We start from the raw sequence: 16,278 nt of genomic DNA, 5'->3' as shown, positions 1-16,278 counted from the left end.
GCTTGAATTTGAATCGGCGGGGGTTTCCTTGAGGTGGCTGATGTGATTCATCCTGTTTGGGAGGATGGATCATGTCAGCACCTTTGCCGAATGCGCTTCGGGCGCGGTTTCAGGAGTATATTGAGGAAGGGTTAAGCGGGCGGGCGGCGGCGTTGCGCCTGAAAGTGTCTGCGGCGACAGGCGCGCGGTGGGCGCGTCAGGTTCGGACCAAGGGCCATGCGGAGCCCGCACCGCAAGGCCCGCCACGTGGTCGGGGAAAGCTGGCAGCGCATCAGGCTTTCCTGAAGGAACTGGTCGCGCAAGACCCCGACATCACGCTCTTTGAGTTGCGCGACGCGCTGGCGGCCGCGGCAGGCGTGCGGGTGCATCATTCTTCCATCGCCAACCTGCTGTCCCGGCTCGGTTTCACATACAAAAAAAGTCGCTGGTCGCCACCGAGCGCGGTCGCGCCAAGGTAAGACAGCAGCGGACTGAGTGGTTCAAGCATCGGCTGCCTGCCATTGCGGCCTTTCCCGAACGCGTTGTCTTTATTGATGAAACGGCAGTGAAGACCAACCTGACCCGTCTGCGTGGCCGGGCCAAGCGGGGTCATCGCCTGACCATGGATGCACCGTTTGGCAGTTGGGGAACCCAAACGCTGATCGCCGGGCTGGCCTCGGATGCTTTGATCGCACCATGGGTCATCAAGGGTGCCATGGATGGCCCCGCCTTTGCCGTCTACATCCGAGAAGTGCTTGTCCCGGAGATCGCCCCCGGCACCGTTGTCATCCTGGACAATCTGGCGACCCATCGGAACAAGGAGGCGGCTCAGGCCTTGCACGACCACGGCTGCTGGTTTCTGTACCTCCCGCCTTACTCGCCGGATCTCAATCCCATCGAGCAAGCATTCTCCAAACTGAAAGCTCACCTTCGAAAGATCGGCGCCAGAACCTTCACCGAAGTCTTCGACGCCATCGGCGCAATCTGCGAGCTCTACGACCCAACAGAGTGCTGGAACTACTTCAAGGCTGCTGGATATGTCTCGGGTTAAAGCCGAAACGCTTTAGTCTATCTCCTCATCGAATCGGCCGGAATCGCGGAGTGGCGGCCTCCTTCGTCTACCGCATCCGCCGGGCCTTCGACCCGGAAGCCATAAACAATCTCGCCGCCGCGCTGCCGTGGTCGCCACGCTCCGCGCGCCGGATCTGGCGGAAGGCGCTGAAACAGCCGCACGGCTGCGATGGCCCCGCCCTCGCAGCCTCGGCGCAGCGGAGCGACAACGCCTCGGACAGGACGTCCTTTACCCGGACAATCCCGAGGACGGCGCCCGACGCGCTGCGCCGCTCAGCTTCTCACCTGCCGGACGATCCAGATCAGGAGACTGGCCCCGATGATCCCGACCACGAGTTGCGGCAGCCAACTGCCCTCGGCATAGATCCCGACGAGCGACAGGATCAGGTTGAGCACCACCGCCCCGACGATGCCGAGGATGATGTTGGTGAACAGCCCTGTATCGGCTTTCATGATCATGCTGGCGATCCATCCGGCCAGGCCGCCGACAATGATCGACGCGAGTATTCCGAGACCCATGTGCAGTTCCTTTCGTTACTCAACAAGACGAAAACGCGCGAAGGTCGCCCCTCGCGCGTCGAACCTTCAGATCTCAGATAGACCGCTTCAGTCGCGAAGCAACTCGTTGATGCCAGTCTTGGAGCGCGTCTTCTCGTCCACCCGCTTGACGATCACCGCGCAATAGAGGTTCACGCCATTCTTCGAGGGCATCGTGCCCGCGACCACCACGGAATAGGGCGGCACCTCACCATAGAAGACCTCGCCGGTCTCGCGGTCGACGATTTTCGTGGACTGGCCGAGATAGACACCCATGCCGAGCACGGACCCCTCGCGCACGATCACGCCCTCCGCCACCTCGGCACGCGCGCCAATGAAACAGTTGTCCTCGATGATCACCGGACCTGCCTGGAGCGGTTCGAGCACGCCGCCGATACCGGCGCCGCCCGAGAGGTGCACATTCTTGCCGATCTGCGCGCAGGATCCCACCGTCGCCCAGGTGTCGACCATGGTGCCCTCGTCCACATAGGCGCCGAGGTTGACGAAGGAGGGCATCAGGACCACACCCGGCGCGATATAGGCCGATTTGCGCACGACGCAGTTCGGCACGGCCCGGAAACCGGCGGCCTTCCACTGTTTCTCTCCCCAGCCCTTGAACTTGCTGTCGACCTTGTCCCACCAGCCGGAGCCCTGCGGACCGCCGTCCTGCATCTCCATGTCCTTGATCCGGAAGCCAAGCAGCACCGCCTTCTTGGCCCACTGGTTCACATGCCAGTCGCCGCCCTCCGTCTTCTCGGCGACGCGCAGGTCGCCGCGATCGAGCGCGTTGAGCGTGTCCTCGATCGCCTCGCGCGTTGCGCCGGTGGTGGCGGGCGTGATCGTGTCGCGCGCCTCCCAGGCGGCTTCGATGGCGGATTCGAGCTGTGCATTCGACATGGTGGTCTCCCGGATCGTCATGGAATATCTGTTGCAGGAGCCTATAGTCGGTCGGTGCCTCGCGCGCAACGCAGGAGACTTGCCAGAACACCGACCGCGCGGAGACAAGAACCACATAACGCACCGAAAGACATTCAGATGACCGAGCAGACCCCGCATCGCCGCCATCCCCTTCGTGACAGCGAAACGGATATGGAAGCGGCGCGCCACCGGCCGGATACGCCCCAGACGCGCTCCCCCTCCTATGAACTGGCGTTTACCGACGACGACTTCATGTCCCGCGACGAATTGCGGCCGGTGCGCCTGCAACTCGAGCTCCTGAAACCCGACCTGCTGATGAACGAATACGGGGTCGAGAGCACGATCGTCATGTTCGGCGGCGCGCGCATTCCCGACCCCGCGCATCGCGACCGCGCCCGCACGCAAACGCTCGCGGAACTCACGCGCTATTACGACGAGGCCCGCGATTTCGCCCGGCGGATGACGGAAAGATCCATGCAGAACGGTCACCGCGAGAATGTCATCGTCACCGGCGGCGGACCGGGCGTGATGGAAGCCGGAAACCGCGGTGCGGCGGATGCCGGCGGCATCTCCATCGGGCTCAACATCGTTCTGCCGCATGAGCAGGCGCCGAATGAATACGTGACCCCCGACCTGTGCTTCAACTTCCACTATTTCGCGGTGCGGAAGATGCATTTCCTGATGCGGGCCAAGGCAATCGTGGTGTTTCCGGGCGGTTTCGGCACGCTCGACGAGATGTTCGAAAGCCTCACGCTGATCCAGACCGGACGCATGGCGCGGGTGCCCTTCCTGCTGTTCGGCCGCGACTTCTGGCGCACGATCATCAACTGGGACGCGCTCGCCGAGGCGGGCACGATTTCGCCCGTCGATCTCGATCTGTTCAAATTCGTCGAAACGGCGGAGGAGGCCGTCGAGGCGATCGACACCTGGCCGCTCGAAGGCACGCGGGACAGCATCGTGGGGCGTTGAGGTCAGCCTGATCCCGTCAGGCCGATCTCCCCGGAAGGGGCAGCCTGGCCGGACGGCCGCGTTCCTGACATCGCGCAGTTCATATAGCGTTCCAGCGCCATGTCCTGAACGAGCAGGCCGATGGTCTTTCCACTGTCGCGGGCGAGAAGGTGCAGCATTTCAACCGTGCTTGCGTTGAGCAGGAGCGTGAGTTTTTCCATGTTCGGAACCTTGTGCGGGGTCAGAGCGGCAGGACCGGTGGTCCGGAATGCGGCGAGGCGGGACGAGGAGACCGATGGTCCGGAAAGGGCGCGCCGAAGCGTTTCATGAGCATGGCGCAAGGCTGTCCGATCTCCGCAGCTTCGCAGAGCCGCTCCCCCTCCACCGTCTGAAGCACGAGGTCGTCCTTGCCCCCGGCCAGCGCGTAACCCTTTGCCCGCAGCAAGTCCCGCAGCTCCGCCCATCCCTCCGCCTGAGCGAAATCATGGGCGAGATAGGCCCGAAGCGCATGCGGGCGGCGCGGCCCCCTGTAGCCGAACGCCCCTTCGCCGGGGCGTACGGCCCGGTCGGGGCCGGGACGACGAAAGGAAACGGGGCGCGCATTCGCCGGCCCCGCGGCGCAGGCGCCGTCGGTGACGGAATATTGGTCGAATCTGATCTCTGTGCAGTCCATGTCCGGAATGTATCCCGGAACGGTTAAGACCGCGTTAGCGGCGGGAAAGGATCAGAGCCGCGCTTCCGCCTCGATCTGGGCGCGGGACTTGCGCGCGCGCTCGGTCGCGGACTTGAGCTGGCCACAGGCAGCCATGATATCCTCCCCCCGCGGTGTGCGGATCGGGGAGGCATAGCCCGCCTGCATCAGGATCGTCGCAAAGGCGCGGATCCGGTTGTTCGAGGACCGCTTGTAGGGCGCACCGGGCCATTCGTTGAAGGGAATGAGGTTCACCTTCGCCGGAATGCCGTCGAGGAGCTTCACCAGGCGACGCGCATCCTCGTCGCTGTCGTTCACGTCCTTGAGCATGACGTATTCAAAGGTGATCCGCTCCGAATTCGTCGCCTTCGGATATTCGCGCAGCGCCTCGAGCAGCTTTTCGATGTTCCATTTCCTGTTGATCGGCACGAGCACGTCGCGCGTCTCGTCGGTCGTCGCGTGGAAGGACACGGCCAGAAGGCAGCCGATCTCCTGCGCGGTGCGATGGATCTCCGGCACGACGCCGGAGGTGGAGAGCGTGATACGGCGACGCCCGAGCGCGATGCCTTCGCCGTCCATCACGATTTTCATCGCATCACGAACGTTCTCGAAATTGTAGAGCGGTTCGCCCATGCCCATCAGCACGATGTTGGACAGAAGCCGCGTCTCGTCCTTCGGCGCGCCCTTTTCCGGCCACTCGTCCAGATCGTCGCGCGCCATCATCACCTGGCCGACGATTTCGGCGGCGGTCAGGTTGCGCACGAGCTTCTGCGTGCCGGTGTGACAGAAGGAACAGGTGAGCGTGCATCCGACCTGGGAGGAGACACAGAGCGTGCCCCGGCCCTCCTCGGGGATATAGACCACCTCGACCTCGTGGCCGCCGGCGATCCGCACGAGATATTTCCGCGTGCCGTCCTCGGAGACGAGCTTCGACACGACCTCGGGAATGCGCAGCTCGAATTTTTCCGCGAGGTCGGCGCGATAGGCTTTCGCGAGATTCGTCATCTCCGCAAAATCGCGCACGCCCCACTGGTAGATCCATTGCCAGATCTGTCCCGCACGCATCTTCGCCTGTTTCTCCGGGGTGCCGGCGTCGATCAGCGCCTGCCGCAACGCGTCCCGCGTCAGGCCGACAAGGTTGATCTTGCCCGATCCCGTTTCCTTGCGGGGAATGGTCAGGACATCCTGCGTGATGGGAGCGCTGGTGGACATGGCGTTTCTCTTATGCGGGTGGTCAAGCGGGCCTCATACAGGATTCTGCATCCGATGGAAAGGCGCATGGAAAAGGCCCCGCTCCGGCAGGGCCTTCCGTCACAGCTCCGCGAGCGCGCTCAGCTGTCGCAGCGTTTCGCCGCTTCCTCGACGGAGGCGGTGAAGCCAAGCAGGGAGAAGGTGTCCTTCGTCACCGTGCCGCGCGAGGAGTGACCGGTCAGCGTGGCGGCCGCCCCGCGCTTCATCGATGCGACGATCTTCTCGTCATCGGCCGCAGTCGCCGCCCAGGCCGTCTCGCCGTCGGTGAAGAGCGCGAAGCTCGTCCCGCCGATGTCGAGCGTCACCTCGGAGCCGGACGCGAAGGGATAGCCCCCCGCGAAGGAGATCTGCCCCTTCACACCGTTCGACGGCGCATAGGAGACGAAAAGCAGGATCTCGCCCCGGCGCACGGATTTGATCCGGCCGGCCTCATCGGTGTTGACGGTCTCCTTCGGCTTCGAGACGACCCAGCACTGCTTGGACGGGTTGGCCTCCTCGAAGACATACCAGTCCGTGTTGGACGCGACCTGATTGCTGCTTTCCTGGGCGACGGCGTGGCCCGCCGCCAGTGCGAAAGTTGCCGCAAGGAAAACCTGTTTCACGGAAAAGCTCATTGATCTTTCACTGCCCCTAACTAGTCCGGCCTTGATGTCTGATACCACCGCCGCATCCCGGCCCGGATCAGAACGGCGGTTTTTCAGCGCTTTTATGCCTTTTTCGCCATTTCGCGAAGACCCTACCGCAATTCCGCCGCCTTGGAAAAGGGCCGCAGGCAGAAATTCGCTGAAACGTGAAGCGCGGTTCAGAACCAGTCCCAGACGAGCTTGAGCGCGAGCGCGGTCGAGGCGGTCACGAGGACGGGCCGGATGAGCCGCGCCCCTGCCCGGCTGGCGAGGGTCGAGCCGAGATAAGCGCCCGCGATCTGCGCCGCGCCCATGAGGAGACCGAGCATCCAGAAGGGCTTGGCAACGAGCAGGAAACCTGCGAGCCCCCCGACATTCGAGGCGAAATTCAGCAGCTTGGTATGCGCCGTGGCTCTGAGGATGCCATAGCCGGCGAGGCTCACGAAACCGAGCATGAAGAAGGCGCCGGTGCCGGGACCGAGAAGCCCGTCGTAGAACCCGATCACCGGCACGAAACCCAGCGCGAAGGCAAGCGGTCCGATCCGTGCCGTGCGGTCGATGTCGGACAGGCCGGGGCGCAGCGCGAAGAAAAGCGCGATCGCGATGAGCAGGACCGGCAGACCGAGGCGGATCACATCCGTCGGGAGCGACCCCGCAAGCAGCGCCCCGAGTACGGCGCCGGAAAAGGAGAGCGCGGCAGGGCCAATCTGCCGGCGCAGGACGACATGCCCGGCGCGCGCGTAGGTGACCGCCGCCATGCCTGCACCGAACAGCCCCTGGACCTTGTTCGTGGCGAGCGCCGTCACCGGCGGAATGCCTGCAAGCAGGAGCGCGGGAATGGTGATGAGGCCGCCACCACCCGCGATGCTGTCGACAAATCCCGCGGCAAAGGCCGCGGCGACGAGGATCAGGACGAGGTCGAAGGAGATCTCAAGCACCCGAGAACTCGGACTTCGCGTAGCCCTGGATATAGAGCAGCGCCGACAGATCGCCGTGGTTGATGCGGATGTCGCATTCGGCCGCCACCGAGGGTTTCGCATGCAGCGCGACACCGAAGCCCGCGAGCTTGAGCATGCCGAGATCGTTCGCCCCGTCGCCCACCGCGATCACGTCGTCATGGCTGATCCCGAGGCGCGCGGTGATCTCCTCGAGCGCCTGCACCTTCGCCTCGCGTCCGAGGATCGGCAGGCCCGGCTTGCCGATCAGCGTGCCGTTCTCGATCAGGAGCGTGTTGGCGCGGTTCTCGTGAAAACCCAGTGCCTCCGCAACATGGCCGGTGAAGGCGGTGAAGCCGCCCGAGACGAGCGCGCAATAGGCGCCGTCGCGCTTCATCGTCGCGATGAGCTCCTGTCCGCCCGGCATGAAGGTGATGCGGTCCTCGATCACCTGCGCGATGACGGTTTCGGGCAGGCCCTGAAGAAGCCCCACGCGCTCGGTCAGGGCGCCCTCGAAATCGAGCTCGCCGTTCATCGCCTTGGCGGTGATCTCCTTCACGCGCTCTCCGACACCCGCGACATCGGCAAGTTCGTCGATACATTCCTGCTGGATCATCGTCGAATCCATGTCGGCGAGCAGCATCTTCTTGCGCCGGTTCTTCGCCGGCAGGACCACGAGATCGACGCCCTGACCTTGCAGATCCTGCCAGACCTCCCACCGATTCGCGGGCACTTTCCCGACCATGAATTCCGCGGCCTCTCCCAGGGCCAACCACCTGAGATCGCGCCCCGCCCAGGCCGAGCGCAACGCCTCCGCCATGGCCAGGTCGAGCGAAGGGGCGGAGGGATCGGTCAGGAGGGTCACGGCGAACATGGAGAGCTCCGTAGGGATGTCAGTCCCGCGCCTGATAGCCCGTGCGCCGCTGTCTTTCCAGCGAGAAGCAACGGCGTGTGGCGCCGGGAGAAAAGTTCGGGAGATGAAAATGGGAATTGCCAGAGGCGGGAAAAGGGTCTATCTGCGGCGGCGGGACACCTCTCCCCAACGAGAGGCATATATCTGCAAGGATACCAGCAATGGCTGACAAGCATCCGGTCGCGCGTCCGGCAAATCCGCGCTTTTCTTCCGGCCCCTGTGCCAAGATCCCCCATTTTTCCCTCGACCTGCTTTCCGACGCGCCGCTCGGCCGTTCGCACCGTGCCAAGATCGGCAAGGAGAAGCTGAAAGCGGCGATCGAGACGACCCGCGATGTGCTCGGCATCCCCGCCGACTACCGCATCGGGATCGTGCCCGCCTCCGATACCGGCGCCGTCGAGATGGCCATGTGGTCCATGCTCGGTGCCCGCAAGGCCACGATGGTGGCCTGGGAATCCTTCGGCTCCGGCTGGGTCACCGATGTGGTGAAACAGCTCAAGATCGACGCCGAGGTGAAGACCGCCGACTACGGCCGGATCGTCGATTTCGCCGAGGTGGATTTCGATACCGATGTCGTTTTCACCTGGAACGGGACGACTTCCGGGGTGCGTGTGCCGAACGGGGATGCGATCCCCGCGGAGCGCGGCGGCCTGACGATCTGCGACGCGACCTCCGCAGCCTTCGCGATGGACCTGCCGTGGGACAAGCTCGATGTCACCACCTTCTCCTGGCAGAAGGTGATGGGCGGCGAAGCGGCGCATGGCATGATCGTGCTGTCCCCGCGCGCCGTCGAACGGCTCGAGAGCTACACCCCCGCATGGCCGCTGCCGAAGATCTTCCGCATGACCAAGGGCGGCAAGCTGATCGAGGGCATCTTTGTCGGCGAGACGATCAACACGCCCTCCATGCTCGCGGTCGAGGACTATCTCGTCGCGCTCGAATGGGCGAATAAAATCGGCGGAATTCAAAAGCTTATCGAACGGTCCACGACCAATGCGAAGGTGCTGTGGGACTTCTGCGACCGCCACGACTGGATCGCCAACCTAGCGGAGGATCCGGCGACGCGGTCCAATACCTCGGTCTGCCTGAAGTTCACCGACGACCGCATCAAGGACGGTGCGGCCTTTGCCAAGGCGGTGGCGAAGAAGCTCGAGGATTACAACGTCGCCTATGACATCGGCGCCTATCGCGATGCGCCTGCGGGCCTGCGCGTATGGTGCGGGGCGACGGTCGAATCCTCCGATATCGAGGCGCTGACCCTCTGGCTCAAATGGGCCTTCGAGGAATGTATCGCCGCGCAATGAACGGCTGAATTGCCGGTCGGCGGGACGTCGGACTTCTGTCGGACTTCCGTCGGCCCCCTGCCGGGCGGCACGCGCCCGGCCACCATCCCCCATATTTCCCGAGGAGTGCCCAGCATGGCCCCCAAAGTTCTCGTCTCCGACAAGCTTTCGGAAACCGCCGTCCAGATCTTCCGCGATCGCGGCATTGATGTCGATTTCATGCCCGAGCTCGGCAAGGACAAGGAAAAGCTCGCCGAGGTGATCGGCAAGTATGACGGTCTCGCGATCCGCTCCGCGACCAAGGTGACCCCCACCCTTCTGGAGAAGGCGACCAATCTCAAGGTCGTCGGCCGCGCCGGGATCGGCACCGACAACGTCGACAAGGAAGCGGCGTCGAAGAAAGGCGTGATCGTGATGAACACGCCCTTCGGCAACATGATCACCACCGCCGAGCATGCCATCGCGCTGATGTTCGCGGTGGCGCGCCAGATCCCCGAGGCCGATGCCTCGACCCAGGCGGGCAAATGGGAGAAGTCGAAATTCATGGGCGTCGAGCTGACCGCCAAGACGCTGGGCGTCATCGGCGCCGGCAATATCGGCGGCATCGTATGCAACCGCGCGCTCGGCCTGAAGATGAAGGTCGTCGCCTACGATCCCTTCCTCTCCGAAGAGCGCGCCGCCGAACTCGGCGTCGAGAAGGTGGAGCTCGACGAGCTTCTGAAGCGCGCCGACTTCATCACGCTGCACGTGCCGCTGACCGATTCCACGCGCAACATCCTCTCCAGGGAGAATCTCGGGAAGACCAAGAAGGGCGTGCGGATCATCAACTGCGCCCGTGGCGGTCTCGTCGACGAGGTGGCGCTCGCGGACCTGATCAAGTCGGGCCATGTGGCCGGCGCGGCCTTTGACGTGTTCGCGGAGGAGCCGGCGACGGACAACCCGCTCTTCGGCCTGCCGAACGTGGTCTGCACCCCGCATCTCGGCGCCTCCACGACCGAGGCGCAGGAAAACGTCGCGCTCCAGGTGGCCGAGCAGATGTCGAACTACCTGATGGACGGCGCCGTGGAAAACGCGCTCAACATGCCGTCGATGACCGCCGAAGAGGCGAAGGTCATGGGCCCGTGGGTGAAGCTCGCGGAATCGCTCGGCTCCTTCATCGGACAGGTGACCGAAGAGGCGATCGAGACGATCAACATCACCTTCGACGGCGTCGCCTCCGAAATGAACCTCAAGGCGCTCGAAGCGGCCGTCGTGGCGGGCATCATGCAGGCGGTGAACCCGGACGTGAACATGGTCTCCGCCCCGCTCATCGCGAAGGAGCGCGGCATCCAGATCTCCCGCACCACGCAGGACGCCTCCGGCGCATTCGAGGGCTATATCAAGCTCGACATCCAGACGGTCGAGAAATACCGCACCATCGCGGGCACGGTGTTCAGCGACGGCAAGCCGCGCTTCATCCAGATCAAGGGCATCACCATCGACGCCGAGGTGGGCGAGCACATGCTCTACACCACCAACAAGGACGTGCCGGGCATCATCGGCCGTCTCGGCACGCTGCTGTCCGAGCATGACGAGAACATCGCGAACTTCACCCTCGGCCGCTCCGCGCCGGGCGGCGATGCGATCGCGATGACCTTCCTCGACACGCCGATCAAGCCGGAGACGGTGAAGGCGCTCAAGGACAGCGGGCTGTTCCAGCGCGTGATCCCGCTGCATTTCAAGGCCTGATCCGCAAGGCCGGAGTGCAAAAAGGCATGGGGTGAGCCGCTGGTGTTTTCCGGCGGCTCTTCTATTTTGACGGGCAGGAGCAGGAGGCAGGCATGCGCATCTACGCGATCGGGGACATCCACGGTCAACTCGACATGCTCAAGGCCGCGCATGCGCGGATCGCGGCGGACAAGGCGCGGGTCGGGGACAAGGGCGCGCGCATCATCCATGTCGGCGATTACGTGGACCGCGGCCCGGACAGCCGGGCCGTGATCGACTACCTGATGGCGGGCATCGCGGCGGGGCATCCGTGGCGCGTGCTCTGCGGCAATCACGACCGCATGTTCACCCGTTTCGTGCGGCACGGCATCGCCCATGACGACAACATCAAGTCCGGCAAGAGCTGGCTGCATCCCGCGCTCGGCGGGGCGCGGACGCTGGCCTCCTACGGCGTCGAGGCCGAGGACGGGGCATTCGAGGTTGCACAGATGCGCGCGGCGCGCGCGGTGCCGGAGGCGCATCTCGACTTCCTCGAAACCGCGCCGCTGACCTATGCTTGGGGCGACTACCTCTTTGTCCATGCCGGGATCCGTCCGCGTGTCCCGGTCGAACGGCAGACGGAGAACGACCTGATCTGGATTCGCGCCGGCTGGCTCGACTATCGCGGCCCGCTGCCCTTCACCGTAGTGCACGGCCATACGGCGCTCGACGAGCCGACGCATTTCGGGCATCGCATCGACATCGACAGCGGGGCGGGCTATGGCCGGCCGCTGACCGCGCTGGTGATCGAGAACGGCATCGAGGAGGTCGTGACGGAGACGGGACGCGCTCCACTCGCCCATGCCGTGCCGGGATGACCGGATCCGCCGCGCAGGTTTCCGCCGCCGATTAACGGTCTTTTCATCCTGACCGTGCCACCCTGTCGCAAAGGCCCGGCCGGACCGGCGCGGGCAGGGTTCGACGAGGGTCAGGATGACGATTTCGGAAACGCTTGCACAGGAACGCCGCGCGCGGCTGGCCGCCGAACGACTGCTGGAACTGAAACAGGCGGAACTCTACGCGGCGAACCGCAAGCTGTCGCAACATGCCCGGCACCTGTCCGACGAGATCATCGTGACGCGCGAGCAGACCGAAGTCCTGCGCGACGAGAACCTGCGCACGAAGGAGGATCTCGAGCGGGCGAACACGGCGGTCGTGATCGCGGAGCGGCGGCTGTGGGATTCGATCGAGACGATCGCGGACGGATTCGCGGTGTTCGACCCCTCCGACACGCTGATCGCGGCGAATCCGGCCTATCTTCGGATCTTCGACGGGCTGGAGGCGGTGCGGCCGGGGATCGCCTATTCCGACATCGTGCGGCTTGCCATCGAGGAGGGCATCGTCGACATCGGCGATCAGAGCCGGAGGAGTTTCCTCGAGCGGGCGCTGGAACGCTGGCGCGCGCCGGCGCGGGAGCCGCAGGTGATCCGGCTGTGGAACAACCAGTTCGTGAAGCTCGTGGACCGCCGCTCCTCGGACGGGGACATGGTGTCACTCGGGCTCAACATCACCTCCACGATCCGCTACGAGGAGCGGCTGAAGCGGGCGCGGAGCAAGGCGGAGGCGGCGAACCGGGCGAAATCCGCCTTTCTCGCCAACATGAGTCACGAGATCCGCACGCCGATGAACGGCATGGTGGGAATGGCGGAGCTTCTGGCGGAGACGGATCTCACCGAGGAGCAGACGCTCTGTGTCGAAACGATCCGCTCCTCCGGCGAGGCGCTTCTCGGGCTGATCAACGACGTGCTCGACTACTCGAAGATCGAGGCGTCGAAACTTTCGCTGCATCCGGTTCCCTTCGACCTCGAACGCTGCATCCAGGACGTGATGGTCCTGTTGCAGCCGAGCGCGGCGCAGAAGGGCGTGGATCTCATCATGGATTACGACATGTTCATGCCGACGACGTTCGTGGCCGATCCGGGGCGGGTGCGGCAGGTGCTGACGAATCTCGTGGGCAATGCGGTGAAGTTCACGCATGAGGGCCATGTGATCGTCCGTGTCGTCGGCCTGCCGGAGGCGGGCGGCACGCGCCAGCGGGTCCATGTCTCGGTCGAGGATACGGGCATCGGCATCGCGCCGGAGATGATCGAGCATGTGTTCGGGGAGTTCAACCAGGTGGAGGACACCCGCAGCCGCAAGTTCGAGGGCACGGGTCTCGGCCTCGCGATCACGCGCCAGCTCGTGCAGCTCATGGGCGGGGAGATCTGGGTCGACAGCGAGGAAGGGGCGGGATCGTGTTTCGGCTTCCGGATCGGCATGGAGGTGGTGGCGGAGGCTGCCGCCGGCCAGCTTCCCTCCTGGATGCACAAGGCGGCGCTTGTGGACCACATCCGCGCGACCTCCCTGATCCTGCAAAAGCAGCTCACCGCGCTCGGCTTCGAGGTGTCGGCCTTCGCGACCGCGGCGGAGCTTCTGGCCTCGCCGCTCGACGCGCAGGTCTATCTCGTGGACGACAAGCTGCCGGGGACGGACATCGCGGCGCTGATCGGCCGGCTGCGCGGGCAAGGCGTGACGGCGCCGGTGCTCGTGATGACCTCGGGGCCGGTGCGGGCGGAGCAGTTCGGGATAGCGGAGGCGACGCTGCAAAAGCCGCTGCTGCGCGCTGATCTCTGGCGGGCGCTCTCCACCCTCGTCCCGGCGGGACCGGCGGCGGAGGGGGAGGCGCCGGGACGGCGGATGCGCATTCTCGCCGCGGAGGACAACAAGACGAACCGGCTCGTCTTCGGCAAGATGCTGAAGGATCTGGAGATCGACCTGCGATTCGCGACGAACGGGCGTGCGGCGGTGGAGCAGTTCGTCGGCTTCCGCCCCGACCTGATCTTCATGGACATATCCATGCCCGAGGTCGACGGGAAGGAGGCGACGCGCCAGATCCGCATGCTGGAACGCGGGGACGGCGGCCATGTACCGATCGTGGCACTCACCGCACACGCGATGGCGGGCGACGAGCAGGAGATCCTTGCCGCAGGGCTCGACCACTACATGACAAAGCCGCTCAGGAAGGCGGCGATCATCGACCGGATCCTGACCGAAGTCCCGAACGACTGCCGGCCGGTCCTGCCCGGCGAGCGGGCCGAGCCCGGCCTGCCGGAGGCCGCGCTGGCGTGATCGGACGAGCTCGCACACCCCGATCATGGCGGGACCGAAACGGTCAGCCTGATGTGCCCCGGCGAGCCGCACGAAGCCGTCGAGGGCGCGGGGGCCTGCCGCACGACCTTCGTGATCCGGGAGGCGGGGAGGCTCATCGGCTTGAACGTGCCGCGATTTCATCGGTCGGTGCTGCCCGGCGGGCGGGTCGAGCCTGCCCCGCCGGAGGCCGCGCGGGCGCAGGCGTGATCAGACAGACCCGAGCACCTCGATCATGGCGGGACCGAAGCGTTCGGCCTGACGCTCCCCGACGAGCCGCGCGAAGCCGTCGAGGTCGCGGGGGCGTTGCCGCACGATCTTCGTGATCTGGGAGGCGGTGAGGCTCATCGGCTTGAGCGTGCCGCATTCGCCGCGCGTGAGGCGGCTGTGGACATCTTGCAACCGGTCGAAGAGATCGCCGCCGCCGGAAGCCGAGAGCTTGCGCCGCGCGGGGTGCATCTCCGGCGCGGGCGCGCCGAGGATCACCGACAGGAAGGCCTCGCCGTAGCGTTCGAGCTTCTTCGCGCCGACGCCGCCGATCCGCGCCATCTCGTCCAGTGTCGCGGGTCGCTTTTCGGCCATTTCGATCAGCGTGCGGTCGGCGAAGACGACATAGGCCGGCACGCGCGCCTCCTCGGCGAAGGCGCGCCGCTTTGCCTTGAGGGCGGAGAGAAGCGGCGCGTCCTCCTCGGACACGAGCGCCTTCGCGACCGGGCCCTTGCGTGCCACCGCGAGCGTGTCCTTGCGCAGCGTGACGGTCCCCTCGCCCTTCAGGATCGGGATTGCGGCCTCGGTCATATAGAGCGCCCCGTGCCGTTCCGGGTTGGGCCGCACGAGATCGGCGCCCATCATCTGCCGGAAGATCGCGTTCCATTGCCGCTTGTCATATTCGCGTCCGACGCCGAAGACGGAAAGCCGGTCGTGGGTCCACTGGCGCACCTTGTCCGTCGCCTTGCCCGTCAGCACGTCGATGAGATGCCCCGCGCCGAAACCCTCGTCGCAGCGCAGCACCGCCGACAGCGCCTTGCGTACCGCGGTCGTACCGTCGAAGAGCGCAGGCGGTGTGTCGCAGAGATCGCAGTTGCCGCAGGGCTCGGCCGCCTCGCCGAAATAGGCCAGGAGGGTCTGGCGCCGGCAGTGCTGCGCCTCCGCGAGCCCGAGGAGGGCGTTGAGCCGGGCGTGGTCGGCGGCACGGCGTTCGGGCGGCGCGGGACTTTCGTCGATCTGGCTGCGGCGGAAGCGGATGTCGTCGGGGCCGAACAGGGTCAGCGTCTCGGCGGGGGCCCCGTCCCGGCCGGCGCGGCCGATCTCCTGATAATAGCCTTCCACGCTTTTCGGCAGGTCGGCATGGGCGACCCAGCGGATGTCGGGCTTGTCGATGCCCATCCCGAAGGCGACGGTGGCCACGACGATCAGCTCGTCCTCCTGCTGGAACCGGCGCTCGACATCGCGGCGCAGGTCCGGCTCCATGCCCCCGTGATATGCGAGGGCGAGGTGCCCCGCCTCGGTGAGCGCGCGGGCGAGGCTTTCGGTCTTGGCCCGCGTGCCGCAATAGACGATGCCCGACTGGCCCTTGCGGGCGCGCGTGAAGTCGAGGATCTGGCGGCGCGGGCTGTCCTTCACCGCGAAGGCGAGGTGGATGTTGGGCCTGTCGAAGCCGCGCAGGAAGGTATCCGGTTGCCGTCCGTCGAACAGGCGCGTGACGATCTCCGCGCGGGTCTCCTCGTCCGCCGTCGCGGTGAAGGCGGCGAGCGGCACGCCCAGCGCACGCTTCAGCTCGCCGATCCGGAGGTAGTCGGGGCGGAAATCATGGCCCCATTGGGAGACGCAATGCGCCTCGTCCACGGCAATGAGCGTCACGCCGGAGCGGCGCAGGAGCGGCAGGGTGCCGCCGGAGGCGAGCCGTTCGGGCGCCATGTAGAGGAGTTTCAGCTCCCCCCGCGACAGGGCGGCGAAGACGGCATCGGTCTCTTCGTCGGTATTGCCGGAGGTGAGCGCGCCGGCGGCGACGCCCGCGGCCTGAAGCCCCTGGACCTGATCGCGCATGAGCGCGATGAGCGGGGAGATCACGACCGTCAGCCCGTCGCGCACGAGGGCGGGCAGTTGATAGCAGAGCGACTTGCCCCCGCCGGTCGGCATGATGGCAAGCGTATCGCGCCCGTCCACGACGGCCCCGACGATTTCCGCCTGTCCGGGTCGAAAGGCGTCGAAGCCGAAAACGGAGGAAAGAAGCGCCTGCGCCGTGTCCATATCTGCC

At 65.5% G+C, this 16,278-nt stretch carries 16 protein-coding genes and 1 pseudogene; 8 read left to right on the top strand and 9 right to left on the bottom strand.

Annotation, left to right across the window (positions count from 1 at the left end; genetic code table 11):
* Window positions 1–71 precede the first annotated feature (71 nt).
* Both P73_RS24675 and P73_RS26725 read left to right on the top strand, forming a co-directional pair.
* Window positions 72–1,030 (top strand): IS630 family transposase gene (locus P73_RS24675; protein WP_144401203.1). Its coding sequence is split into 2 segments (ribosomal slippage): window positions 72–413 and window positions 416–1,030, totalling 957 coding nucleotides; the frame shifts between segments, so codons are not numbered across the junction.
* A pseudogene (locus P73_RS26725) lies at window positions 988–1,182 on the top strand (hypothetical protein); the annotation flags it as partial. The gene P73_RS24675 and the pseudogene P73_RS26725, both read left to right, overlap by 43 nt.
* A 141-nt stretch (window positions 1,183–1,323) precedes the next feature.
* Here the strand turns inward: P73_RS26725 and P73_RS00220 are convergent.
* A complete protein-coding gene (locus P73_RS00220; protein ID WP_043867944.1) occupies window positions 1,324–1,569 on the bottom strand; it encodes a GlsB/YeaQ/YmgE family stress response membrane protein in 246 nt (81 codons plus the stop codon).
* An 87-nt stretch (window positions 1,570–1,656) separates the two neighbouring features.
* On the bottom strand, window positions 1,657–2,484 hold the full coding sequence (gene dapD / locus P73_RS00215; protein ID WP_043871262.1) for a 2,3,4,5-tetrahydropyridine-2,6-dicarboxylate N-succinyltransferase: 828 nt from the start codon (window positions 2,482–2,484) through the stop codon (window positions 1,657–1,659).
* A 138-nt stretch (window positions 2,485–2,622) separates the two neighbouring features.
* Between dapD and P73_RS00210 the strand changes: the two genes are divergently transcribed.
* Window positions 2,623–3,474 (top strand): LOG family protein, encoded by an 852-nt coding sequence (locus P73_RS00210; RefSeq protein WP_043867943.1) that lies wholly within the window; start codon window positions 2,623–2,625, stop codon window positions 3,472–3,474.
* Between the two features lie 2 nt (window positions 3,475–3,476).
* Here P73_RS00210 and P73_RS00205 read toward each other — a convergent pair whose 3' ends face one another.
* From P73_RS00205 to serB, 6 genes are all read right to left on the bottom strand, one after another.
* Window positions 3,477–3,674 carry a hypothetical protein gene (locus tag P73_RS00205; RefSeq protein ID WP_043867942.1) on the bottom strand — a complete coding sequence of 66 codons (198 nt, stop codon included), beginning with the start codon at window positions 3,672–3,674 and terminating at the stop codon, window positions 3,477–3,479.
* A gap of 20 nt (window positions 3,675–3,694) precedes the next feature.
* Window positions 3,695–4,126 carry a hypothetical protein gene (locus tag P73_RS24205; RefSeq protein WP_052452960.1) on the bottom strand — a complete coding sequence of 144 codons (432 nt, stop codon included), beginning with the start codon at window positions 4,124–4,126 and terminating at the stop codon, window positions 3,695–3,697.
* A gap of 51 nt (window positions 4,127–4,177) precedes the next feature.
* Complete coding sequence (gene rlmN / locus P73_RS00195; RefSeq protein ID WP_043867941.1) at window positions 4,178–5,356, bottom strand: dual-specificity RNA methyltransferase RlmN; 1,179 nt, start codon at window positions 5,354–5,356, stop codon at window positions 4,178–4,180.
* Between the two features lie 119 nt (window positions 5,357–5,475).
* Window positions 5,476–6,009: an invasion associated locus B family protein gene (locus tag P73_RS00190; RefSeq protein WP_043867940.1), complete on the bottom strand. Its 534-nt coding sequence runs from the start codon at window positions 6,007–6,009 to the stop codon at window positions 5,476–5,478.
* A 188-nt stretch (window positions 6,010–6,197) separates the two neighbouring features.
* Entirely contained in the window at window positions 6,198–6,956 is a 759-nt protein-coding gene (locus P73_RS00185) for a TSUP family transporter (RefSeq protein WP_043867939.1), read from the bottom strand.
* Complete coding sequence (gene serB / locus P73_RS00180; RefSeq protein WP_043867938.1) at window positions 6,949–7,827, bottom strand: phosphoserine phosphatase SerB; 879 nt, start codon at window positions 7,825–7,827, stop codon at window positions 6,949–6,951. The genes P73_RS00185 and serB overlap by 8 nt, the downstream gene beginning before the upstream one ends.
* 200 nt (window positions 7,828–8,027) lie before the next feature.
* Between serB and P73_RS00175 the strand changes: the two genes are divergently transcribed.
* From P73_RS00175 to P73_RS25865, 5 genes are all read left to right on the top strand, one after another.
* Entirely contained in the window at window positions 8,028–9,170 is a 1,143-nt protein-coding gene (locus P73_RS00175) for a phosphoserine transaminase (protein WP_043867937.1), read from the top strand.
* Window positions 9,171–9,284: 114 nt separating this feature from the next.
* Window positions 9,285–10,877 carry a phosphoglycerate dehydrogenase gene (serA, locus tag P73_RS00170; RefSeq protein WP_043867936.1) on the top strand — a complete coding sequence of 531 codons (1,593 nt, stop codon included), beginning with the start codon at window positions 9,285–9,287 and terminating at the stop codon, window positions 10,875–10,877.
* Between the two features lie 92 nt (window positions 10,878–10,969).
* The gene (locus tag P73_RS00165) at window positions 10,970–11,713 is read left to right on the top strand and encodes a metallophosphoesterase family protein (protein WP_043867935.1); all 744 of its coding nucleotides are present in this window, start codon (window positions 10,970–10,972) and stop codon (window positions 11,711–11,713) included.
* Between the two features lie 115 nt (window positions 11,714–11,828).
* Entirely contained in the window at window positions 11,829–14,003 is a 2,175-nt protein-coding gene (locus tag P73_RS00160; protein WP_043867934.1) for an ATP-binding protein, read from the top strand.
* 51 nt (window positions 14,004–14,054) lie between these two features.
* Entirely contained in the window at window positions 14,055–14,231 is a 177-nt protein-coding gene (locus tag P73_RS25865; RefSeq protein ID WP_158401901.1) for a hypothetical protein, read from the top strand.
* Here P73_RS25865 and recQ read toward each other — a convergent pair whose 3' ends face one another.
* Window positions 14,232–16,271: a DNA helicase RecQ gene (recQ, locus tag P73_RS00155; RefSeq protein WP_043867933.1), complete on the bottom strand. Its 2,040-nt coding sequence runs from the start codon at window positions 16,269–16,271 to the stop codon at window positions 14,232–14,234.
* Window positions 16,272–16,278: the final 7 nt, after the last annotated feature.

The organism is Celeribacter indicus (assembly GCF_000819565.1).
GTDB lineage: Bacteria > Pseudomonadota > Alphaproteobacteria > Rhodobacterales > Rhodobacteraceae > Celeribacter > Celeribacter indicus.
The sequence above is the reverse complement of the archived record's forward strand: the minus strand, read 5'-3'. Positions and strand labels throughout refer to the sequence as shown.